This is a genomic window from Pontibacter roseus DSM 17521 (assembly GCF_000373265.1).
GTDB classification, from domain to species: Bacteria; Bacteroidota; Bacteroidia; order Cytophagales; family Hymenobacteraceae; genus Pontibacter; species Pontibacter roseus.
This window is the reverse complement of record NZ_KB890765.1, coordinates 392,961-414,610: the sequence shown is the minus strand read 5'-3', so window position 1 is coordinate 414,610 and position 21,650 is coordinate 392,961. Positions and strand designations below refer to the sequence as shown.

General features: G+C 54.7%; 17 protein-coding genes. 12 read left to right on the top strand and 5 right to left on the bottom strand.

Features of this window, described 5'->3' with window-relative positions:
- Positions 1-415 precede the first annotated feature (415 nt).
- On the bottom strand, positions 416-1,255 hold the full coding sequence (locus B051_RS0113280) for an MBL fold metallo-hydrolase (RefSeq protein WP_018478696.1): 840 nt from the start codon (positions 1,253-1,255) through the stop codon (positions 416-418).
- 271 nt (positions 1,256-1,526) lie between these two features.
- On the opposite strand from B051_RS0113280, the gene B051_RS0113275 reads away from it, so the two are divergent.
- Both B051_RS0113275 and B051_RS0113270 read left to right on the top strand, forming a co-directional pair.
- Positions 1,527-2,177, top strand: a complete 651-nt coding sequence (locus tag B051_RS0113275; RefSeq protein ID WP_018478695.1) for a CatA-like O-acetyltransferase — start codon at positions 1,527-1,529, stop codon at positions 2,175-2,177.
- Between the two features lie 319 nt (positions 2,178-2,496).
- The gene (locus B051_RS0113270) at positions 2,497-3,570 is read left to right on the top strand and encodes a 3-oxoacyl-ACP synthase III family protein (RefSeq protein ID WP_018478694.1); all 1,074 of its coding nucleotides are present in this window, start codon (positions 2,497-2,499) and stop codon (positions 3,568-3,570) included.
- A gap of 2 nt (positions 3,571-3,572) precedes the next feature.
- On the opposite strand, the gene B051_RS0113265 is transcribed toward B051_RS0113270, so the two are convergent.
- Together B051_RS0113265 and B051_RS21300 are read right to left on the bottom strand one after the other, a co-directional pair.
- On the bottom strand, positions 3,573-4,304 hold the full coding sequence (locus B051_RS0113265) for a Mut7-C RNAse domain-containing protein (RefSeq protein ID WP_018478693.1): 732 nt from the start codon (positions 4,302-4,304) through the stop codon (positions 3,573-3,575).
- A 112-nt stretch (positions 4,305-4,416) separates the two neighbouring features.
- Positions 4,417-6,894: an outer membrane beta-barrel family protein gene (locus tag B051_RS21300; protein ID WP_071594887.1), complete on the bottom strand. Its 2,478-nt coding sequence runs from the start codon at positions 6,892-6,894 to the stop codon at positions 4,417-4,419.
- 355 nt (positions 6,895-7,249) lie between these two features.
- Between B051_RS21300 and B051_RS0113255 the strand changes: the two genes are divergently transcribed.
- The 3 genes from B051_RS0113255 (at position 7,250) to B051_RS0113245 (ending at position 13,953) form a co-directional block, all read left to right on the top strand.
- Positions 7,250-8,560, top strand: a complete 1,311-nt coding sequence (locus B051_RS0113255; protein ID WP_018478691.1) for an NCS2 family permease — start codon at positions 7,250-7,252, stop codon at positions 8,558-8,560.
- 928 nt (positions 8,561-9,488) lie between these two features.
- Complete coding sequence (locus B051_RS0113250) at positions 9,489-12,767, top strand: S41 family peptidase (protein ID WP_018478690.1); 3,279 nt, start codon at positions 9,489-9,491, stop codon at positions 12,765-12,767.
- A 109-nt stretch (positions 12,768-12,876) separates the two neighbouring features.
- Positions 12,877-13,953, top strand: coding sequence for an ArsO family NAD(P)H-dependent flavin-containing monooxygenase (locus tag B051_RS0113245; RefSeq protein WP_018478689.1), 1,077 nt, complete (start codon positions 12,877-12,879; stop codon positions 13,951-13,953).
- A 19-nt stretch (positions 13,954-13,972) separates the two neighbouring features.
- Here B051_RS0113245 and B051_RS0113240 read toward each other — a convergent pair whose 3' ends face one another.
- Positions 13,973-14,737, bottom strand: a complete 765-nt coding sequence (locus B051_RS0113240; protein WP_018478688.1) for an oxygenase MpaB family protein — start codon at positions 14,735-14,737, stop codon at positions 13,973-13,975.
- 481 nt (positions 14,738-15,218) lie between these two features.
- Between B051_RS0113240 and B051_RS0113235 the strand changes: the two genes are divergently transcribed.
- On the top strand, positions 15,219-15,710 hold the full coding sequence (locus B051_RS0113235) for a hypothetical protein (protein ID WP_018478687.1): 492 nt from the start codon (positions 15,219-15,221) through the stop codon (positions 15,708-15,710).
- A gap of 740 nt (positions 15,711-16,450) precedes the next feature.
- On the top strand, positions 16,451-16,696 hold the full coding sequence (locus tag B051_RS0113225) for a DUF3820 family protein (protein WP_018478686.1): 246 nt from the start codon (positions 16,451-16,453) through the stop codon (positions 16,694-16,696).
- A 9-nt stretch (positions 16,697-16,705) separates the two neighbouring features.
- Here B051_RS0113225 and B051_RS0113220 read toward each other — a convergent pair whose 3' ends face one another.
- Positions 16,706-17,167, bottom strand: coding sequence for a DUF4268 domain-containing protein (locus B051_RS0113220; RefSeq protein WP_051080668.1), 462 nt, complete (start codon positions 17,165-17,167; stop codon positions 16,706-16,708).
- A 187-nt stretch (positions 17,168-17,354) separates the two neighbouring features.
- On the opposite strand from B051_RS0113220, the gene B051_RS0113215 reads away from it, so the two are divergent.
- The 5 genes from B051_RS0113215 to B051_RS0113195 all read left to right on the top strand — a co-directional run bounded on the left by B051_RS0113215 (position 17,355) and on the right by B051_RS0113195 (position 21,616).
- Positions 17,355-18,041, top strand: a complete 687-nt coding sequence (locus tag B051_RS0113215) for a toxin-antitoxin system YwqK family antitoxin (protein ID WP_018478684.1) — start codon at positions 17,355-17,357, stop codon at positions 18,039-18,041.
- Positions 18,042-18,130: 89 nt separating this feature from the next.
- Positions 18,131-18,706, top strand: a complete 576-nt coding sequence (locus B051_RS0113210; RefSeq protein WP_018478683.1) for a YdeI/OmpD-associated family protein — start codon at positions 18,131-18,133, stop codon at positions 18,704-18,706.
- A gap of 63 nt (positions 18,707-18,769) precedes the next feature.
- A complete protein-coding gene (locus B051_RS0113205; protein WP_018478682.1) occupies positions 18,770-19,405 on the top strand; it encodes a dioxygenase family protein in 636 nt (211 codons plus the stop codon).
- A 64-nt stretch (positions 19,406-19,469) separates the two neighbouring features.
- Positions 19,470-20,033 carry a peptide deformylase gene (def, locus tag B051_RS21835; RefSeq protein ID WP_211214339.1) on the top strand — a complete coding sequence of 188 codons (564 nt, stop codon included), beginning with the start codon at positions 19,470-19,472 and terminating at the stop codon, positions 20,031-20,033.
- Positions 20,034-20,152: 119 nt separating this feature from the next.
- Positions 20,153-21,616 (top strand): M48 family metalloprotease, encoded by a 1,464-nt coding sequence (locus tag B051_RS0113195; protein ID WP_018478681.1) that lies wholly within the window; start codon positions 20,153-20,155, stop codon positions 21,614-21,616.
- The last annotated feature ends 34 nt before the right edge of the window (positions 21,617-21,650 follow it).

Below are 21,650 nucleotides of genomic sequence, written 5' to 3'. Positions count from 1 at the left end.
CAAGCGCAGCGGGGACCGGCGGTGAAGCCTGCCACCCGGTCTGCACCTGGCGTTCCCTCTGTTCCCTTGTTGCCCTCACAAAAGCCGCATCTGCGATGGCGCTGGATTCGCAGCCAACAGGGTGTGAGATTCCTCCTTTCGTCGGAATGACAGGTGGAGAAACACCCCCCTCCTCGGAGGGGCTGGGGTGGGTATAGCACAGGGGCATCCTTAACGGCTGCAGCCAAGAGATAGCCCAGCTAGTGCGAGCTTGCAACTCGTACTCCCATCCCAAGAATATAGCAAACCTGCCTATACCTGACAATTAGGCCGATTCTCATCCTGTCGGCATGAACACTTGTAACCAAAAAGAAATCACTGGACACGGAACTGTTGAATTCCTCAAATCTTAGAATTCTGATTAAAACAAGCTTTCTTAGAACAGGGTAAGTTGCTCGCCGGCTGGCGTGATGTCTTCCAAAGTAAGGGTGCGGGCGAAAGCGTCTCCCTGGCAACTGATGTGGTAGACGGGGGTTTCCTCGAAGCGGGAGGCGACAACGACCTCGGTACCGTCGGCGCAGGTTTCAAAAAGGCTCTTCGCCAGTTTGGGGCAATTGTTGTCTTTGGAAAGGTGCGACAGGAACACGTGGCTCATAAAAGCCGGCTTGTGGGCCATGAACAGTTCCAGCGCCTGTCGGTTGGATAAGTGTCCGTGACCGCCCCGTATACGCCGTTTCAGGTAGTAAGGGTAGTAACTCTGGTCAAGCATGCCATCGTCGTAATTCGTCTCCAGAAAAGCCGCGTGGCACTGCTGGAAATGGCGGATAACATGGTCGCAGGGTGCACCAATATCCGTGAACACCCCTATTTTGACACCATTCCCTTCCACCACGAAGCTGTGCGGGTCAGCGGCATCGTGGAATTTAGGGAAAGCCGTCACCGACAGGCCGCCCACGTGCACGGGCTTATAGCCGGTGAAGGACAAGACCTCCACCCTATCCAAATCCATGCGGGAACGGAAGAGCGTGTCCGGCGTGATGTAGACAGGCAGTTTGTACTTTCGTGCCAGTACCGGTATGCCCCGGATGTGGTCAGAGTGCTCATGCGACACAAAAATAGCCTTCACCTTGCGCATGGATAGCCCCAGGCGGTACATGCGCGTCTCTGTCTCGCGGCAGGAAATGCCAGCATCTACCAGCACGGCTTCCTGCTCGTTGCCAATGTAATAGCAGTTGCCGTTGCTGCCTGAGTTAAGGGAGGTGATGGTTAATCGCATAGAGGTACAAAGGTCGGGCATATTTCGTGATTAGTCAACCCAGGGCAGTGGGAAATTGTATTTTGATTATTCCTTGGCTATTCATAAAGCGTAGGCTCCAACTAAAGTTCCACCTGCAGCAGGGAGCTATTAGAAGTTTAATGAAATAGATTCCTGCCGCAGGTATACTGGTGGTACACTTATTCTAAAGAAAAACGCCGGAGTCGCGTATCTTTGCGGTTTCCAATAAGCCAATTAGGGCGCTCCGCTTGGCAGAGCGTCCCGTTTAAATATGCAGACAAGTTATAGCAAAGAGATTATACCCATTGCGGGATGGGAACGCGAGGAGACTTTCAACTTTTTCAGCACGTTCAGCCAGCCTTATTTCAATGTGCACACCGAAGTTGACATCACCCCCCTCTACCGCTACAGCAAGCGGCATGGCCTGTCCATCTCGCTAGCCTACATGCACGCGACCGTGCAGGCAGCCCGGAAACAAGAGAACTTTCTGTTGCGCATCGAGCACGGGCAGGTAGTCAGGTATAGCGGGCTGGACTTATCTACCACCATCCTTCGGGAGAACAACCAGATTGCCTTCACCCATTTTCCATACCTGGATGAACTGGAAGATTTCTGTACCGCAGGCGCAGCTATTATAGCGGAGGTGAAGCAGAGCAAAAAGCTGTTCAACGGCTACCAGGGCAATGCGCTGCTCCACATGACCACGCTACCCTGGTTCAAATTCAAAGGGATGGAACACGCTTTCTCCATCAATCCGGAGGACCCGGGCGTTCCCAAAATCGGCTATGGCAAACTGGAGATGCGGGGCGAGCAGGTGATACTGCCCATCAGCATCGGCCTGCACCACGCGCTAGCCGATGGGTATCACATCCACCTGTTGTTACAGGAACTGGAAGCGGTGGTCCAGCGCTATACTCTGTAGGGAGTAGCGCCGCCTCTGGGCGGTTTATTTGCCGAACGTTCACCTCCCTGTCAGAGTCTCACCTAGGTTTGTTCAAACATAAATACGGCATTTGGCTTGCGATATATATTCACAACAAATATATTGTGTAGCAATAGATTAGCCTTTTAGCCATAGTACATCGCGTTCTCCGGAATCAAGCCGTGCCGCCTCTGGTGTGGGGTCTTGTTGAGGGAAGCGGTGCATTACCATCTCTGCCGTAACTCTCCAGAACGTGTGGTTTTCCTATGCAGGCTTTTCTGTCTCAAGCGAATAGCATACACTCTAAAACACGGCGACCATGTGGCAATCCGTCATCACAGGAACGGGAAGTTATATCCCGACTGAAATCAAGACCAACCAGGACTTCACAGCCCACAGCTTTTATACAGAAGACAACGCACCCATTACTGTCTGTCCGAAGGTAATCGTAGAGAAGTTCCAAAAAATAACCGGCATAGCCGAGCGTCGCTACGTGGCCGCGCACCTGACTACCTCCGACATTGCCACCATAGCCGCGGAACAGGCCATACGGGACAGCGGCATAGACCCCGAGACATTGGACATGCTCATTGTGGCGCACAACTTTGGCAATGTGGTGGAAGGCACCGTCCAATCCGATGCGGTACCCTCTCTGGCGAGCCGCGTGAAGCACAACCTCAAAATCAAAAGCCCCAACTGCGTGGCTTACGATATCCTCTTTGGGTGTCCGGGCTGGGTGCAGGGCGTGATTCAGGCGGATGCTTTCTTCAAGGCAGGTATGGCCAAAAAAGCATTGGTCATCGGGGCTGAGACGCTCTCTCGCGTGATTGACAGGTACGACCGGGACAGCATGATTTTCAGTGATGGCGCGGGCGCCTCGGTCGTAGAGTATAAGGAAGTGCCGGAAAACGGGAGCGGCATCCTGGCCAGTAGTGCCCTCAGCCATAGCCTGGACGAGGCATACTTCATCAACATGAGCAAAACCTACCTTCCCAACGGTGACCCGCGTGTGCGCTACATCAAGATGAAGGGTCGGAAAGTGTATGAATACGCCATCAAACTGGTACCCGAAGCCATGAAGAACTGCCTCGACAAATGCGGCGTCGACATCAAAGACCTGAAGAAGGTGTTCATCCACCAGGCCAACGAGAAAATGGATGAGGGTATGATACAGGCTTTGTACAAACTGTACGGAACGCGGGAGATACCCGAAGACATCATGCCGATGAGCATCCATTATCTGGGAAACAGCTCCGTCGCCACCGTGCCGACGCTCTATGATATCGTACGCAGAGGGAAAGATGCGAAGCACGAGCTCCATCCGGGGGACGTCATTCTGTTCGCCTCCGTGGGGGCCGGTATGAACATCAATGCTATCTGTTATAGGGTATAGCTCTACTTGAGGTCTTGCTCCAGCCTGCTCACCAGCGCTTGCATCCGCTCATAATGTGAGCCTTTCCAGTAGACGCGCCGGCAGGTGGAGCATTGGAAGAATTCATCAAAGTATAGCCTGGTTTTGGGCGGCAGCTGCTCCAGCACATCCACTTTTGGCACTTCCAGAATCTCCCCGTTGCAGACCAGGCAGCGGCTGAAAGGCTTCAACTGCTTCAGCAACCGGAAACGCTTCACCACCTCCGCCAGCTGCTCCTCCGTGTGCTGCGACCGGAGCCAGTAACCAGCAGGTATAGCCTTGTGCTTGAGCAGGTTCACGTCCCGCGTCAGTACGATGCGCCGCTCCTCTTCCGCTATACCTGAAATTTCGGCATCTGTCAGGTTGTTGTGGTACACGGTGTCAAAACCGAGCAGGCGCAGGCTTCGGGCCAGGGTCCCAAGGTGCACGTCCAGCACAAACCGATAGGCGGCTATACCTGCAGCCAGCTCTTCTTCCTTCCCATCAAAGGGGTATACCTGAACCTCATCCTTGTCTTGGAGCTTGTAGCTGAGCGACACTGAGTTCCCATTCGCCCGCACCTCCCGAATCTCCAGGTGCGGCACCCCAATCGCTTCGATGGTGTCTTTCACGGCTGGGCTCCCGGCGAAGGTATAGTCAAATGAAGTGTCCCGCCTCGGAGCGCGCAAAAAATCATTCAGGGAGCCGTGAAAATGGAAGCTGGCGGTGTGCGACATGCATGTTTGGTCATTTTGCCCCTTTATACGGCCAAAAGAAAAGGCCCGCCCAAGCCAGTGCTCGAGCGGACCCTCTCCTCAACAAACCAAAACACACTACTCTATTCTTTAATCAGTTGCCTCCGGCACGGTTCTTCTCCTCTTCAGCCCCACCGGTGCGGCGGCGTGATGGCGCGGACTGCGCCTGCCCGAAGCGGTAATTGAAGCTGACGGTGGCCACCTGGGTGTCGCGGCGCTGGTAGAAATTCTCGGTATAGCGGGCCAGTTCGGTATAGCCACGGACTTTGTTGGTATAGAAGGCATCTGTCACATTCAATTTCACGCTGGCTTTTTTGTCCCAGAACTGCTTTTGCACACCTGCTGACACAAACCAGATGGGGTCTACGTCCAGGAAGCCATACACTTCTTTGCTGCGGTATGTGCCTACCAGTTCGGCAGACCAGTCATTTGGCAGTTTGATGGTATTGTTGGAGTTCAGGTTGAAAGTAGGTATGCCGTTACGCAACTCCGTCTCTGCCAAAAATCCTTTGTACAGCCCGTAGTAGAAGGTACCGTTGTTCACGCTGTTGAACCAGTTGCCGATGGAGAAAGGCACGGTCATGGTCAGGCCATAGTAATCCAACTCAGCCAGGTTGCGGAACGTTTGCACCACCAGTTTCTCCCCTTCTTCGGCTGGTGATAGTACCTGCAGCATCACATCGGTGGTATGGCTGTAGCTCAGCTTGGTCACGATGCGCTGGTCAAAGGTGTGGGTCAGCTCAAAGGAGTAGGAAAGCTCCGGCTTCAGGAAAGGATTGCCAGCTGAGTAGGTGCTGGGGTCCAGGAAGTTCTTGAAGGGGTTGAGCTGGTTGTAAGACGGCCGGTTGATGCGGCGGCTCAGCGACACACCCAGGTCGTGCTTCTTGCTCAGGGTATAGCCCAGGAAAGCACTCGGGAACAGTTGGGTATAGTTGCGGTCGAACTCCTGTCCATCGGTCAATTGCAGGCCGTTGGCGATGGTGTTCTCCAGACGCAGGCCCAGTTGCACACTGGCTTTCTCCCATTTCTTGTTCGCGTTCAGGTAGGCCGCGTTGATATTTTCTTCATAGATGAAATGGTTGCTCTTGTCCATGTCCGGCACGTTGCCGCCGTTGCTGCGGTCGAAAAACTCCAGGTCATTGTCGGCCTTTACCAGGCTGCTCTTCAAACCAGCCTCCATGGTGCCACCAATGGCACGCAGCGGCTGCTTGTAATCCACCTTCGCCGATTTAATAGTTAGGTCTCCATCCAGGGTGCCATACAGCAGGTAGGGGTCCTGAATCTGCTCGCCGCTCAGGTTGTAATAGTTGGTGGTGAAATCCTGCACATCGGTATTCTGGTAGGCAATGTAGTCCACATCGGCGGTGATTTCCCGTCCCAGGCTGTCGAGCGTGTGTTTCAGGTTGAGGTTGATGCCTTGGTTGCGGCGCCCGTGGTTCACCAACGCATCGGTCACGAAGGATGATTCCCGCACGTTCTGGGCGTTGATGACATCGGAACGGTTGGCTGTCGTTCTGTCAATGTTGAAGTGAAAGCCATTGGCCACCACGCCTACCATGGTGCGGGGTGACACGATGTAATCTGCCCCGATGCGGGCACTGTGGTTATTCGCCTCAAAACCGAAGACGTTCTGTTGGTCGTAAGCCCCGATGAAAGCGCCGCCCTCCAGGAACCGACGGTAGATGTCCAGCTCGTTGTAGTCTTTGCGGTACACGTAGTTGTAGCTTCCGAACACGTTGAATTTCTTGGCCCGGTGGTTGAGCTGCAAGCCCTGGTTGGACTTCAGGTAGCGTCCCTGGCCGAAGGAAGAAGAAATGGTGCCGTTGGTTCCCAGGCTCTTGTCGCGCTTCAATCGGATGTCGATGATGCCGGAGTTGCCGGCCGCATCATACTTGGCCGATGGGTTCGTAATCAGCTCTATTTTCTCCACGCTGTTGGCCGACATACCGCGCAGCATGTTGGCGAGCTCGGCTCCTGACATCGGCACCTGCTTTCCGTCAATCATCACAATCACACCCTGCCGGCCACGCATGCTGATGTTGTCGTTCTGGTCCACCACCACGCCGGGTGCTTTCTCCAGCACCTCCAGCGCCGTGCTGCCCGCCAACACAATGCTGTTCTCCACGTTCATCACCGTCTTGTCCAGGTGCTGCTCAATCAGCGGCTTCTGCCCCTCTATCACCACCTCTTTGAGTGCGGTGGAAGCCTGACTCAGCAGGATAGGCTGCAACTTGATGGACTCGTCTGCTGCTGCCACCACGGCCTCCATGCCTTTGGACTTGCCATACCCAACCATGCTCGCCACCACCTTGTACCGCCCGACCGCTACGCCTTCAAACAGAAAAGCGCCAGTGTCGTCTGACAGCGTACCTTTCACCAGCGAGGAGTCTGCGGCCTGAAGCAACAGCACGTTGGCATAGCCCATCGGTTTGTTTTCGCCTTCCAGCACTTTACCGGCGATAGTGGCTTGCTGTGCCTGCGCTGCCGAGAACAGGAACAGCAGAAATGGCAAAAGCAGGTACCTCAGGCAGCTGCTTTCTGTATGGCCGTGTTGCGTTAGAGATAGATTCATGGTGTGGGGATTATAGGTTTTCCATAGTTTAATTTAAGATTACCAAGATGTATGCCACTACTATAAATCCCCCTGTTTCAGCCCTTTGCAGGATATTGTCTGCTCCTGACTGGTCAAAATATGTCTGATTTTGGACAGTCGTGTGTAAAACCGGACACTGGAGCGGAACAACAGGGAGTGGTATAAAAGAGAGAGCGGAGGAGACAGAGGTTGCATGCCGCAGGTATAGCAGGTGCATAATTTTTTAGCCGCTGCCTGCCAGCCATGCCTTGCATGCCACCTTGGAGTTCGTCAACTTTGGAGCGGTTGCGTATACTCCCTACTTTCATGCGGCCACCATCAAACCCCAGCAGGAATGGAATCATACTTCGAGCTGAAGAAGAACAACACTACTGTAAAAACCGAAGCACTGGCCGGCCTTACCTCCTTTTTGGCCACAGCCTACATCATCGTCGTCAATCCTTCTATCCTGAGTCAGGCCGGTATGCCTTTCTCCGGTGTCCTGACGGCTACAGTCATTGTCTCGTTCTTCAGCAGTGTGCTCATGGGCGTGTATGCGCGCAACCCGATTATTGTGGCGCCAGGCATGGGGCTGAATGCCTTCTTCACCTTCTCTGCGGTGATGGGCATGGGCATCAGCTGGCAGGTGGCCCTTGGCGCCGTTTTCTGGTCAGGTATTATCTTTCTGATGCTCTCGGTGTTCAACATCCGTACGCTGATTGTGCGGGCTATACCCCGGCCGCTGCGTTACGCCATTGCGGCAGGTATAGGGCTGTATATCACGCTCATCGGTTTTGCGAATGCGGGTTTTATCGTGGGTGACAAGGCGACCATCATCGGTACGGCGGCGCTGACGCCCAAGCTGGTGACTTTCCTGGGAGGCTTGCTGCTGATGGCCATCCTCATCACGCGCAACGTGACGGGGGCCATCCTGCTGGGCATTGTGCTCATCACGCTGGCCTCCTACCCTTTGGGCCGCTGGTGGGCAACCGATATGGACCCGCTCATCAGTTGGCAGGGAATGGTGTCTGCTCCGGATTTCAGCCTCCTCTTCCAACTGGACCTGGTCAACTCGCTTCAGTTTGCTATTTTCCCGGTTATCTTCGCCTTCGTCTTCACCGATTTGTTTGACAGCCTTTCCACCTTCGTAGGGCTAGCCGAAGCCGCCAACCTGACCGATGAGCACGGCGAACCCCGAAACATCCGGCAATCTCTGACCGCTGATGCCGTGTCCACCACCCTGGCAGGACTGGTAGGTTCCAGTCCCGGCACGGCGTACATAGAGTCGGCGGTAGGTATAGAGGCCGGTGGACGTACAGGCCTGACGGCTGTGGTAGGCGGATTGCTTTTTCTACCCTTCCTGTTCCTGTCCCCGCTCCTTTCCATGATTCCGGCTATTGCCACGGCACCGGCTCTGGTGCTAGTGGGTGCCTTTATGGTGCGGCCCGTCGTGCGCATCAACTGGCTTAAACTGGATGAGGCTATACCTGCCTTCCTGGCGATGACGCTCATCCCCTTCACCTACTCTATCTCGCAGGGCATCATCTGGGGCTTCATCAGCTGGGCCGCGCTCAAAGTAGCGACTGGTAAGGCTAAGAGTATTTCCGTTACCCTTTGGGTGATTATTGCTTTTTGTGTGCTAGCCCTGGTGATGCAGTCGCATTAGAATTGGTTTAGGCTTTACAGCTTCGTAGCTGCTGTTATTGCAGCTTGCTCGCTGACTTGTTTCATCGCCTCGCCTGTGCGGCGGGCACTCACTTTTCTCCTTGATGAGAAAAGTAAGCAAAAGAATCAAGACGCTTTTGAACTCGCTGACCGCTCGAACAAAAAATCGTCACAGTGCACCTGGCGGATGCAGTTGCTCCGTTGCAGCGGTTGTAAGTAAGTCTTGCTATACCTGACGGCTATACCTGCTCCCGAAGGCATGACTGTCCATTGCCCTTAGCCTGGCATACCTGCTCTTGCTCTTATCATCCCTCCACCCGTTTCTGTCATTCCGACGAAAGGAGGAATCTGTTACCATAGCCACCGCCGGTGCGAGCGCAGCGGGGACCGGCGGTGAGACATGCCGGAAGTTAGCATGTAAGCATTTTCCTCTGCTCCGTTCCTCGCCGTCCTCACAAAAGCCGCATCTGCGCTAGCGCTGGATGTGCGGCCGGAAGTGGGTGAGATTCCCTCTTTCGTCGGAATGACAGCATTGACTGTCCGGATTCGTGCAGGGGAGTCTCCTCCTGGGAGGGGCAGGGGTGGGTATAGCACGGTGGCATCACCAGCGGCCGCAGCCAAGAAGTGACCTACCCAGTCCTTGGGTGGAGCGCCTTGTTGGTTTTCGGTGCCGCGCGAGCGGCATTGCGACGCAGGAGCAAAGGAAAGATACACAGCGCGAGGCCAAAGGACGATGCCCCGCGGCTTGAGCGCTCGAACAGCAGCAACGCAGCTGTAAGCGCAAGGGCATCGGGACAGCAGCGGCTATCAAAACACAAACCCGATTAAATATAACAACAGCCTCAAATCAGCAGCTGCAATAGGAAATGTACGCTCCTTTACCTACTTACCAACAACCTTCTTATCTTAGGGCCTTCATTCCGAAACACATGATAAAGAAACTCACCTTATCAGCTCTACTGGCTGCGGGCACAGCGTTTGCCGCTGCGGCCCAGGAGGCACCTTCCTGGCTGCGGTACTCCGCTATTTCCCCCGATGGTAAAACCATCGTCTTCACCTACAAAGGCGACCTGTATACCGTACCGGCTACGGGTGGAACGGCCACGCCGCTCACCCTGCACGAGGCGCATGACTTCATGCCTGTTTGGAGCCACGACGGCAAATCGCTCGCCTTCGCCAGCGACCGCTACGGCAACTTCGACATCTTCGTGATGCCAGCCACAGGTGGCGCCGCACAACGCATCACCCACCACTCGGCCAATGAATTCCCTTATGAATTCACAGCGGATAACAAGAAAGTGTATTTTGGCTCTAACCGCCTCGATGCTGCCAGCAACCGGCAGTTTCCTACGGGGTCGCAGCCGGAGCTATACCAAGTAGCCGTGGCCGGCGGACGCGTAACACAGGTGCTCACCACGCCGGCTGAGGAGGTGAGGCTGAGCCGAGATGGCAGCAAAATGCTGTACCAGGACAAGAAGGGCGGCGAGAATACCTGGCGCAAGCACCACGTCTCCTCAGTGGCCCGCGACATCTGGGTGTATGACACCAAGAGCGGCAAACACACCAAACTCACGACTTATGAAGGCGAGGACCGCACACCTGTTTTCGCTGATAACGACAAGACCATCTATTTCCTGAGCGAGGCCAGCGGCACGTTCAATGTGTACCGGATGGCAGCCCAAGGTCCGGCCAAACCCGAGCAGGTGACCAAGTTTGAAAAGCATCCGGTGCGCTTCCTGACGGCTGCCCATGACGGCACACTCTGCTTCAGCCAGAACGGTGAACTCTATACTAAGAAAGCGAACGGCGAAGCCCAAAAAGTGAATATCCGCATCGCCACCGATGCCAAAACGAACAACGAAAGTATCTTGCCAGTAGGCAATGGCGTCCGCGATTTGGCCGTATCGCCGAGTGGCAAGGAAGTGGCCTTCATTTACCGCGGGGAGGTGTTTGTGAGTGCTGTGGAAGGCTCTGTGACCAAGCGTATCACCAACACGCCGGAGCAGGAGCGCAACGTGAGCTTCTCCCCCGATGGCAAGTCGCTGCTCTACGCCAGCGAGCGCGGCAAGGGCTGGAAAATCTACAAGACCGACATCGTGCGCCAGGAAGAGCCTTACTTCTATGCCTCCACGCTGCTCAAGGAGACAGCGCTTATCGAAAACGGCAAAGAGAATTACGACCCGAAGTACTCTCCGGATGGCAAAGAGATTGCCTTCTTAGAGGACCGCATGACCTTGAAAGTGCTCAACCTGGCCACCAAGCAGGTGCGCACCCTCCTCACGACACAGGAGCTCTTCTCGATGCGTGACAACGACCAGTATTTCACCTGGAGTCCGGATGGGAAGTGGCTGCTGTTTGAGTACTCGGAGCCTGGCTTTGCCAATGGCGAGGTGGGCATCATTGCGGCTGATGGCAAGGGCAAAAAGGTCAACCTGACCGAAAGCGGCTACAGCGACTTCGCTCCCAAATGGATGTTGGGCGGCAAGATGATGATTTGGAACAGCACCCGCGACGGCATGCGCAGCCAGGCTAACAGCGGCGGCGCACAAGCCGACGTATACGCCTTGTTCTTCACCCAGGATGCCTTTGACAAGTACAGGCTGAGCAAAGAAGATTACGCCCTGCTGAAAGAGCAGGAAGAAAAAGCCGCCAAAGAAAAAGAGAAGGCACAGGAGCAGGAGAAAGACAAAAAGAAAAAGTCTAAGAAAGACGAGACGGCTAAAAAGGACGAGCTGCAGATTGACTGGGATGGCCTAACCTACCGCAAGGCGAAGCTGACCCTGCACTCTTCCAGCCTGTCCGATGCGCTGGTGTCCAAAGACGGCGAAACGCTCTATTACCTGGCTAAGTTTGAGAAGGGCTTCAACCTATGGTCGACGAACCTGCGCAGCAAGGAAACCAAGATGCTGGTGACACTAAACGCCAACCGCGCCCGCATGCTGTGGGACAAGGAGCAGAAGAACATCTTCCTGGAGTCGGATGGCAAAATAGCGAAACTGGACCCGGCAACCGCCAAGCAGGAAGCTGTGAAGATAGACGGTGAGATGAACCTAGACGTGGCCGCCGAGCGCGCCTTCATGTTTGAGCACGTATGGCGCCGCACCAAGCAGACCTTCTACACCGCCGGCTACCACGGTGCCAAGTGGGACGAGCTGAAGGCGGACTACGAGAACTACCTGCCGCACATCATCAACGACCACGAATTCTCTGAGATGCTGAGCGAACTGCTGGGCGAGCTGAACGTGTCACACTCCGGCTCCAGCTACAGCACCAACAACCCGAATGGCGACGCCACGGCTTCGCTGGGCATCTTCTACGACCAAACCTATACCGGCAACGGCATCAAGCTGGATGAGGTGATAGTGGGTGGCCCTCTGAACAAAGCAGGCCTGGACTTGAAGGCAGGTATGGTCATCGAGAAAATCGATGGCGAGACCATCACACCCGACAAAGATTTTGCGCAGTTCCTGAACCGCAAAGCCGGCAAGAACACACTGCTGACGGTGACGGATGCCACTGGTAAGAACAGAAGAGACATCACGGTAAAACCCATCACGCAGGGTGAGGAAAACGCACTGCTCTACAAACGCTGGGTGCGCCGCAACGCCGAGGAGGTGGACCGACTCAGCAACGGGCAGCTAGGCTATGTGCACATACCGGGCATGAACGACCCGAGCTACCGCACCGTGTATGAAGAGGTGATGGGCAAGTACGCCAACCGCAAAGGTATGGTCGTAGACACCCGCAACAACGGCGGCGGCGACCTGGTGGCAGACCTGGCCATGTTCCTGAGCGGCAAGAAGTTCCTGGACTACACCACCGACACCCGTTCTGCCGGTTTCGAGCCGTCTTTCCGCTGGACTAAGCCCAGCATCGCGCTGGCCAACGAAGCCAATTACAGCGACGGCCACTGCTTCGCCTTCAGCTACATGGACCTGAAACTGGGCAAGCTGGTAGGTATGCCGGTGCCAGGCACCTGTACCTTCGCCGGCTGGGAAATGCTGCAGAACGGCAGCGTACGTTGGGGCGTGCCGCCGCTGGGCGTGAAGGACATCCAGGGCCAGTACCTGGAGAACCTGCAGACGGAGCCGGACTTGAAAGTGATGAACGAGTATGAGTTGGTGAGCAAAGGCAAAGACCAGCAATTGGAGGCAGCCGTTAAAGAACTCCTCAAGGACATAGAAGCACAGGGAAGCGCTCAGAAGTAGACCTCCCCTACTATAGAAAAAGCCCCGGCAGCAGTCGGGGCTTTTTTATTTGGTTCCCAGGTATAGATTTCCTGTTCAACCGTTTAACTTAGTTCAAATAATCATCACCATGCAGACGCTATATGACACCATCGTGATAGGCGGCGGACAAAGTGCGCTGGCCTGTGCGTATTACCTCCGCAGGGAGAAGCTGGCTTATGTACTGCTGGACGACCAGCCGGTGCCGGGAGGCTCCTGGAGCTGTTACTGGGATTCCCTGACTCTGTTCTCTCCGGCCGCCTTCAGCAGCCTGCCCGGTTGGCTGATGCCGGAGAGCGAACGCGAGTTTCCCTCCCGAGACGAAGTGGTCGCCTACCTGACGCAGTATGAGAACAGGTATAGCATCCCGGTCGAGCGGCCGGTTCGGGTGCAGGAGGTATGCTTTCAGGAGGGTGTGTTCGAAATCAGGACCGACAAGGGCACTTACCACTCCCGCACCGTCATCAGCGCAACTGGTTCCTTTCAGCAGCCATTTATACCTGAGTATGCCGGTGCAGATACATTCCGAGGCACACAATTGCATTCCGCGCAGTACCGCAACCCAGAGCCATTCCAGGGAAAGAAGGTGCTGCTAGTAGGTGGTGGCAACTCCGGCGCCCAGATTTTGGCGGAGGTATCCAAAGTAGCCAATACCAAATGGGTGACGCTGGAGGAGGTCACCTTCCTGCCAGATGATGTGGATGGCCGTGTGCTTTTCGACCAAGCCTCGGCGCGCTACTACGCCCTGCAGAAGGGCCAAGATTTGGATGCCACTCAACTGAACGTGGGCAACATCGTGATGGTGCCGCCGGTGAAGGAGGCACGTGACCGCGGCGTGCTGCATACGGTGCGGCCGTTTGTCCGCTTTTACGCCGAAGGGGTAGAATGGCCGGATGGCACGAAAGAGAAAATGGACGCGGTCATCTGGTGCACGGGCTTCCGGAACGTGCTGGGCCACCTGGAGTGCCTGCACCTGCAGGAGGAGGCCGGTAAGATACCTGTGAAGGGGACACGCGCACTGGAGCAGCCTGGGCTCTGGCTGGTGGGCTACGGAAGTTGGACAGGCTTCGCCTCTGCCACCCTCATCGCCGTGGGCAGAACCGCCCGGCAAACGGCAGCCGAAATCAGGGACTACCTCTCCAGCGAATCGAAAGCAGCCAAGGTATAGCAACCCGGCTCCCAAAAGGCTAAGCGGTTTGGCTGTCCAGCGCCTTGATTTCAGACTTGTAAGCCGGGGGAAGAATCATCGACTTCAAGAGCCAGTCAGCGTTGAACCTGCGGCTCAGCTTATACGCGCCGAGCACCGGGCGCAACAAGGGTATACCTGCAAGTCCCAGCTGCCGACGCACGGTGGCGGGAACAATGAGTTTTTGCCCCTCCAGCAGCAACTTATAACGGATGGGGCCCAGGTGCCTGCGGTATTGCCGGTAGAGGTCATCGGTGTAGTGGCTCCGCTCCAGGTTCTGTTGGAGGTGTCCTTCCCGCATCAGCCGCCAGTCCGCGTAGGTAGTCGGCAGTCCCTGCAGGCCCATGCGGTAGCCGACCCTGTAGAACACCTCAAACACCTCCTCCCGCTCCGCCAGCGTCAGAGGCCGCTCCAGCAGCTCGTACGACCGGATGGAATAGTCAATCAGCATGAACAGCACATCGCGGTACGCCCAGTCAGGTATAGACATGCCCCGCTTAGCCTCTACGCCGGCGTGTATGGCCGCCATCTTGTCAATGGCCCGGTGCGCCGCTTCCAGCTCCGAGAAGACTATCTGGCGGGCATACCCAACCGTGGAAAAAAGCCTGCCCAGCGGGTCGGCCGGGAGACGCCCAGTGAAATACAGCCAATCCACAGCCTTGTTCAAGGCAAACTCAGCAGAGGCACCGGCAAAGATGAAGAGGATGGTGTCCCCTTTCCCCCATATTTCCCGCACGACCGAGTCTTTTGCTACAAAGAATTCCATACCTGCACAACACATAAAACGAAGAAAAGTGCAGGGGCGGCGTCCATTTAAAACCTCAAAATATCGGAGGCTTAGCTTTTGCCATGACTTTCAGCCAAATAGGCCGCTTAGCCTCACTTAGAAGGCGATAAGGATAAGTTATTCTTGACCTCAGGAGGAGGCAAATGACTTGGTATATCTCTTCCTAACAGCCTATCTACTGCTTCAATAGGTATGAAAAGGTTCGAACTTGCCGACGAACTGTGCCACGTATTGCATTACAAACAGACACCTCTGTTTAACTTAATATTGGTATAATACTAATTAAATAAATCTTGTATCTTCCTTTATCTCAGAAAGTTATTGCTGACTTAAAAGCTATTCTCAAATTGCAAGTATGTTTTTGCATCCTTTTGGCCCTTGCACCGTATTCACAGCAGCTTAACAACTATATAGCACTTTCACTTCAAACGCAATTTTTCCTAATTAACTATTAACTGATATGAAAAAATTACTATTTCTCCCCCTGCTCGTATTGGCTCTTTTCACAAGCTGCTCCAAAGACGACGAAGAGAACGGCCCGGCTGCTACCGAGACTGAGAAAATGATTTTTGGCAATTGGAAGATGCACGCCTACAATTATGACTACTACAACGACAACAACGAAGTCGTGCACAACGAGAACAGAACGAACCTGGACAACCGCTTCGAGTTCAAGAGTGATGGCACAGTGCGTTTCAAGGGTGAGGAGGCTGAGAATTGGGACAGCCGCAAGTATGTAGTGGAAGAGGACGGCACCAAGAAGATGATTGTCATCCTTCCTGCGAATGGCAATAGAGCGGAGGCCACCACCATCTACACCGTAGAAAACCTGACCGCCACTGACATGGTGCTGACGGAATCCTATAACTTTGAGAAGTATGGCGTAGATGCCAACGGTAAGGACCTTATCTCTGCCAAGGTAGAAAAGAAGTACGAATACTCCAGAATGTAATTCCCCGTCATAGGTAATTGAAAAGGCCCTCTGCTCCCAGAGGGCCTTTTTTTATTTTACCGCTTCCCATACCTGCCCTTACCCCATGTGCGACAGCTAAACCGTAACTTCTCCCTCCGGTACATTTTATTTACTGAGGTGACACATAGGCATGCAACCATTTTTCCTATATATAAATCTTATACTATATAAGCTCATGGGAATGAGTCGGATACTAATTACTATCTCAACCTCATCATTATGAAAAGACTGCTCACCTTTTTGTTCCTCTTTGCCCTATGTTCCGCTTCTGCCTCGGCCCAGCAGACAGCCACGCCGGATACTGTGCCAGGCAGGTTCTTCATCGGGTTCGCCATCAGCAACACCAGCTACGGCTTGCAGTACAGGCAAGGCCAGCATTCAAGCGGGAGTCATCGGCCAATTCGTTTCATAGGAATCTCATGCTCAACACTGGCCTTAACTACCGTTTCAAGTAAGGCATCCACTCCAAATAACACCCTTAAAACCACCAATATGTCCATACTTGCCTAAACAGCTACATTCAATTTGAAAGAGATAATGTGGGCCACCTCTACCACCGTCTAGTCAGGTTTATTTCTTGTTGAGACAATCCTGAATAGCCACCTTCAGGCGATTACTGGTTATCTTTGCTGCCCTTCCTGGTCCGTTGATGCCGGAGCTTCGGCCACTCATTTGGCACAACAGCCAGGACAATCGGAACACCTATACCTACCCACGACATGACAATCCCTGCACAACCCGACCCTAACATGCTGACCGAACTGGTGAAGATGAAGATGCCCTTTGGCAAGTACAAGGACACGCTGCTCTGCCACCTGCCGGTGTCATACCTGGAGTGGTTTGCCAGGGAAGGCTTTCCGGCTGGCAAGCTGGGCATGCTGCTGGCTACCCTCTACGAAATCAAGATAAATGGCTTGGAGCACCTGCTGGAGCCGCTAAAGCGGCAGGCCCGCAACCGATTATAAATCAGTTCGCTATCGCAGTTCATCGAAGCTATACTTGGCGTCACTCCAGAACTCGTCCAGGGCGATGATGCGGGGCTTGAAGAAGGAGATGAGGGCGGGCCAGTCGTCCTGATTGAACACGCTCACCCCGGTCAGTTCGGCATAGATACGGCTGATTTGCTTGCCGTTCTCGTCATAGGTATGCAGGTCCCACTCCCACTCCTCCCCTACGGTGCTGTGCAGGAGCTCTTTCAGGGCCATGAACTGCTCGAAGAACATCTGCTGAATCTCCGGGTCGGGCTGCGTCATCTCGATGCCGATGGATGCCTTCTTCTTATCGGCCTGCATCCGGAAATACACGTTTTTGAGCCCGGTCTTATAGTTTATCCAGTTAGCAGGTATGCCCTCTACCGAAGTGACCGGAGCCATGTACTGCCCAAACGCCGTCCAGAAAGCCTGCCTGAGTTTTGATGCCTGTTCCCTTGTATACATACCTGCAAAATTGGCGATACCTGCTGTGATTACCAAGGCTTACGGCTTTCACGCCCCCTCGCTCCCATTTTCGATAATTTTCTTATATTCGCTTTGTATCCTCCCATGGCTTACCGGCAGACGCCTCCTGAACAGGTATAGCCTCGGGACTTCTTTCTTGCTTTTAAGAGACAGCTAACGACAGCCTATGCAGACATACCTGAAGCCGCTCCTGGTTTGCAGCTTTATGCTGTGTTATAGCTATTTCGCTCAGGCCCAGTTCAAAACACTGCCTATCATCAACCTGTTCTTCAAGAACCAATTCGACAGAGAAGGGCTGCATCATGGCAGGTGGTTCTTTGACACCGAGGCTACCGGGCAGGGCGAGAAGATGACGACGAAAGGCCGGTACAGGCATGGGCTCATGGTGGGGAAGTGGCGAACCTATGATACTGCTGGCAACCTCCGGAAAGAGGAGAAGGGCCGAATCAAAGACAGCAAGAACTACATAGAGTCAGTGGAGTATTACCCAAGCGGGCAGGTGGCTGTCCGCGGCACTTCCATTCTGGACCGTACGGGCACAAAGCCTCGTTTTTACCGGCAGGGCGACTGGCACTACTACAACCGGGACGCCACCCTCGACAAAACGGTATTCTATACCGAAGGCTGGCCTACCAAGACTACTTTCGCCAAGGGACAGGTGGTAACCTCAGAGCCCCAACCCATGAACGTGAAGGTATACAAGCCTGGAGAAGGTCCTCAGAGGCCGGGACGCGGCAGGCCAGGCTTCCGGGTGGTGAAGGGTGAGAACAACCAGGCTATCATGATAGAATATCACGAAAACGGCGACAGTACGGTAAAGGTGCTGCCCCAAAACGTGAAGGTGCTGGAGTAGGAGCAGCGTCGAAAAATAATATGAATACAGCCTTTGGGCTATACCTGCAGCAGCACTTTTGAGCCTTCCAAACCTTACGCTATACCTGTATGATTTCCCAAACAGACACCACCACCCCCACTTTCTTCGCCTCGCCCGCTGATTTCAGGGAGTGGCTGGAACAAAACCATGCCACCGCCACCTCGCTTCTGGTGGGTTTCTACAAAGTGGGGAGCGGCAGGCCGAGCATGACCTGGCCAGAGTCGGTAGACGAGGCGCTCTGCTTTGGCTGGATAGACGGCGTCCGCCGCTCCATTGACGCTGACAGCTACAGCATCCGCTTCACGCCCCGCAAACCCAAGAGCACCTGGAGTGCCGTGAACATCCGGAAAGTGGAGGAGCTCACCCGGACAGGCCGCATGCAGGCAGTAGGATTGGCCAGCTACGCGAAACGAGAGGAAAGCAACTCGGTCATCTACAGCTACGAAAAGGAGGCGGTTCCGCTTTCAACTGACTTCGAAAACGAGTTCAAAGCGAATGGACAGGCTTGGCGGTATTTTCAGGCACAGGCTCCCTCCTACCAAAAGCGTATGATTCATTGGGTGATGGACGCCAGGCAGGAAGCCACCAAACGCAGCCGCCTGCAGAAGCTGATAGCGGCCTGCGGAGCTAGCCAAAGACTGTAAAAAAAATCCACTTTGCCCCTGTAACACGTAAACACAACAGGAAACGGCAAACCATCCATACCTATGAGAAAGTGCTTTCTGTTTTGTCTAACGCTGCTGTTGGCCATCGGGTGCCAGGCGCAGGAAAACCGGGAACAGCAGCAAAGCCAGCGTCATGTTGGCGGCCCCTGCGAGGGCTGCGAGGCCATCCATGAGCACGGCGGCCGAACGCTCTCCCCCTCCGATACGCTTCCGGGCTTTGGGCAGCAGGGGCAGAACCTCAAAGTAACCGGTACCATCTACCAATCGGATGGCAAGACGCCCGCAGCAGGCGTCATCCTATACCTTTACCACACCGATGAAACGGGCATCTACCCCACCAAAGGAGACGAAAAGGGCTGGGGCAAGCGGCATGGCTACATGCGCGGCTGGGTGAAGACTGGCCCCGACGGCCGTTATACCTTCTATACCATCAAACCCGAGTCCTACCCCTCCCGGACCGAACCCGCCCATATCCATGTCACCGTCAAGGAGCCGGACAAGAACGAGTATTACCTAGATGACTTCCTGTTTGAGGGAGACCCGCTGCTGACGCAGCAAGAGCTAGCTTCCCGACCAAACCGTGGCGGCTCCGGCATCGTTACGCTTCGTAAAGAAAACGGCATGCTGGTAGCGGAGCGCGACATTATCCTGGGCCAGAACATACCCGACTACGACTGAAGCAACCTCACATCCTCATGATTCTTCCCATTGTAGCCTACGGCCAGCCCATACTCAGGCAGCCATGCCAGCCGGTGACTGCCTCCTATCCGGCGCTCCAGCAAAACTGATTGACGACATGTGGGAGACCATGTATGGCGCCGGCGGCTGCGGACTGGCCGCCCCGCAGGTGAACCATCCCATCCGGCTGTTTGTGGTGGATAGCCAGCGGACTTACTCCCGCATGCACCCCCAAGACCGGAAGGCCTTCTTCCCCTTCGACCAGGGCATCAAAGAAACGTTTTTGAACGCGCGCCTCCTGCTGCAATCCAAAGAGTCGTGGCAAGATGATGAAGGCTGCCTGAGCATACCTTCGCTGCAGGCAGAAGTGCAAAGGCCCTGGCGCATCACCATCGAGTACCAAGATAGGCAGTTCCAGACGCAGGTCCGTACCCTTTCCGGATTGACCGCCCGCATGGTGCAGCATGAGTTCGACCACACCCAAGGCATCCTATACCTGGACCGGCTGTCGCCCACGCAACTGGAACCGCTGGACAGCAGACTCAGCAAGGTGAAGGCAGGAAAAGTAAGCGTGTCGTATCCGATGCAATTTTCGCCGGAAGATGCGGCTTCGCTGCGCCAGGACTAGGCTGCGCTACAGCTGCTGCAACCAATCAATTGTAGAATCGTTGCAAAGAGAAAAATATAGCTTTCTTGAGATGTCCGCTATACCTGGCGGTGCAACTCCAGAACATAACTCTTAAGACGATGAAAAAATATAGCATTTACTCATTCTTCACGCTGACCTTTCTGATAGCCAGCTCCTGCTCCACCAACCCGGTGACAGGCAAGAAAGACGTCGCGTTTATTTCTGAGAACCAGGAAATAGCCATGGGCCAGGAGGCGGACCCACAGATTGTGGCCCAGTTTGGACTCTACGAAGACCCACAGCTGCAGCGCTTCATCAACGACAAAGGCCAGAAGATGGCTGCTGTCTCGCACCGCAACAACATCAAGTATGAATTCAAGATAGTCGACTCCCCCGTCCTGAACGCCTTTGCCGTGCCAGGAGGCTACGTATATTTCACCCGTGGCATTATGGCGCACTTCAACAACGAGGCGCAGTTTGCTGGGGTGTTGGGGCATGAGATAGGCCACATTGCGGCGCGTCACACGGTGCAGCAGCAGAGCAAGGCCACACTGGCACAGGGCGGCCTGTTGCTGGGTATGATTCTGTCGCCTACCATAGCACAGTATGGTGAGACGGCCATGCAGGGCCTGGGTCTGTTGTTTCTCAAATTTGGCCGTGACGCTGAGCGGGAGTCAGACAAATTAGGCGTGGAGTATTCCACCAAAATAGGTTACGACGCCAAGGAAATGGCCGACTTCTTCCTCACGCTGCAGCGCCAGTCGGAGGACACGGGGGCCGAGCCTATACCTTCTTTCCTTTCTACACACCCTAACCCCGGCGACCGCTACCAGACGGTGACGCAACTGGCGGTAGAAGAGCAAAAGAAGCAGAACCTGACCAATGCCCAAATCAACCGCAACAATTACCTGAAGATGATTGACGGGCTGATTTACGGCGAAGACCCGAAGCAGGGCTTTGTGGAAAACTCCACCTTCTACCATCCGGAGCTCAAGTTCCAGTTTGCCATACCTTCGGGATGGGGACACCAGAACTCACCGCAGCAAGTACAGATGGGTCCCAAAGATGGCAGGGCTATGATGGCGTTGACACTGGCTCCCGGTGCCAACCTAGAGGAGGCGGCACAGCAGCTGCTCAAGCAGTATGGGCTGCAGGCTGTGGAGGCCAAGCAGGTGACTGTGAACGGACTGCCTGCCCTGGCCATGGTGGCCGACCAGCAGCCCCAACAACAGCAGCAGCAGCAACAACAGCCGCCTCTCCGTACGCTCACGTACCTGATACAGTATGGCGGCAACATCTACAGCCTGATGGGCATCACCACGGCCAATGATTTCAACAACTACTTCCAGTTGTTCAGCAACACCATGCAGAGCTTCAAGCAGCTGACCGACCCCGACAAAATCAACCGGCAGCCGGAGCGCATCAAAATCGTGACCATCAACAAGAGCACGACACTGGCCAACGCGCTCAGCAGCAACAACGTGCCCAGCAACCGCATGAACGAGCTGGCCATCCTCAATGGTATGGAACTGAACGACCAGGTACAGTCTGGCACCATGATCAAGGTGATTGGGAAAAAATAGTTATAGAAATCAGGTAGAATGAAGGTGCAGGAAA

Excerpts from the sequence above, each read along its gene's own strand:
- B051_RS0113280 (WP_018478696.1), bottom strand. The coding sequence starts at position 1,255 with ATGCGATTAACCATCACCTCCCTTAACTCAGGCAGCAACGGCAACTGC.
- B051_RS0113275 (WP_018478695.1), top strand. The coding sequence starts at position 1,527 with ATGCAGACAAGTTATAGCAAAGAGATTATACCCATTGCGGGATGGGAA.
- B051_RS0113270 (WP_018478694.1), top strand. The coding sequence starts at position 2,497 with ATGTGGCAATCCGTCATCACAGGAACGGGAAGTTATATCCCGACTGAA.
- B051_RS0113265 (WP_018478693.1), bottom strand. The coding sequence starts at position 4,304 with ATGTCGCACACCGCCAGCTTCCATTTTCACGGCTCCCTGAATGATTTT.
- B051_RS21300 (WP_071594887.1), bottom strand. The coding sequence starts at position 6,894 with ATGAATCTATCTCTAACGCAACACGGCCATACAGAAAGCAGCTGCCTG.
- B051_RS0113255 (WP_018478691.1), top strand. The coding sequence starts at position 7,250 with ATGGAATCATACTTCGAGCTGAAGAAGAACAACACTACTGTAAAAACC.
- B051_RS0113250 (WP_018478690.1), top strand. The coding sequence starts at position 9,489 with ATGATAAAGAAACTCACCTTATCAGCTCTACTGGCTGCGGGCACAGCG.
- B051_RS0113245 (WP_018478689.1), top strand. The coding sequence starts at position 12,877 with ATGCAGACGCTATATGACACCATCGTGATAGGCGGCGGACAAAGTGCG.
- B051_RS0113240 (WP_018478688.1), bottom strand. The coding sequence starts at position 14,737 with ATGGAATTCTTTGTAGCAAAAGACTCGGTCGTGCGGGAAATATGGGGG.
- B051_RS0113235 (WP_018478687.1), top strand. The coding sequence starts at position 15,219 with ATGAAAAAATTACTATTTCTCCCCCTGCTCGTATTGGCTCTTTTCACA.
- B051_RS0113225 (WP_018478686.1), top strand. The coding sequence starts at position 16,451 with ATGACAATCCCTGCACAACCCGACCCTAACATGCTGACCGAACTGGTG.
- B051_RS0113220 (WP_051080668.1), bottom strand. The coding sequence starts at position 17,167 with ATGTATACAAGGGAACAGGCATCAAAACTCAGGCAGGCTTTCTGGACG.
- B051_RS0113215 (WP_018478684.1), top strand. The coding sequence starts at position 17,355 with ATGCAGACATACCTGAAGCCGCTCCTGGTTTGCAGCTTTATGCTGTGT.
- B051_RS0113210 (WP_018478683.1), top strand. The coding sequence starts at position 18,131 with ATGATTTCCCAAACAGACACCACCACCCCCACTTTCTTCGCCTCGCCC.
- B051_RS0113205 (WP_018478682.1), top strand. The coding sequence starts at position 18,770 with ATGAGAAAGTGCTTTCTGTTTTGTCTAACGCTGCTGTTGGCCATCGGG.
- def (WP_211214339.1), top strand. The coding sequence starts at position 19,470 with ATGCCAGCCGGTGACTGCCTCCTATCCGGCGCTCCAGCAAAACTGATT.
- B051_RS0113195 (WP_018478681.1), top strand. The coding sequence starts at position 20,153 with ATGAAAAAATATAGCATTTACTCATTCTTCACGCTGACCTTTCTGATA.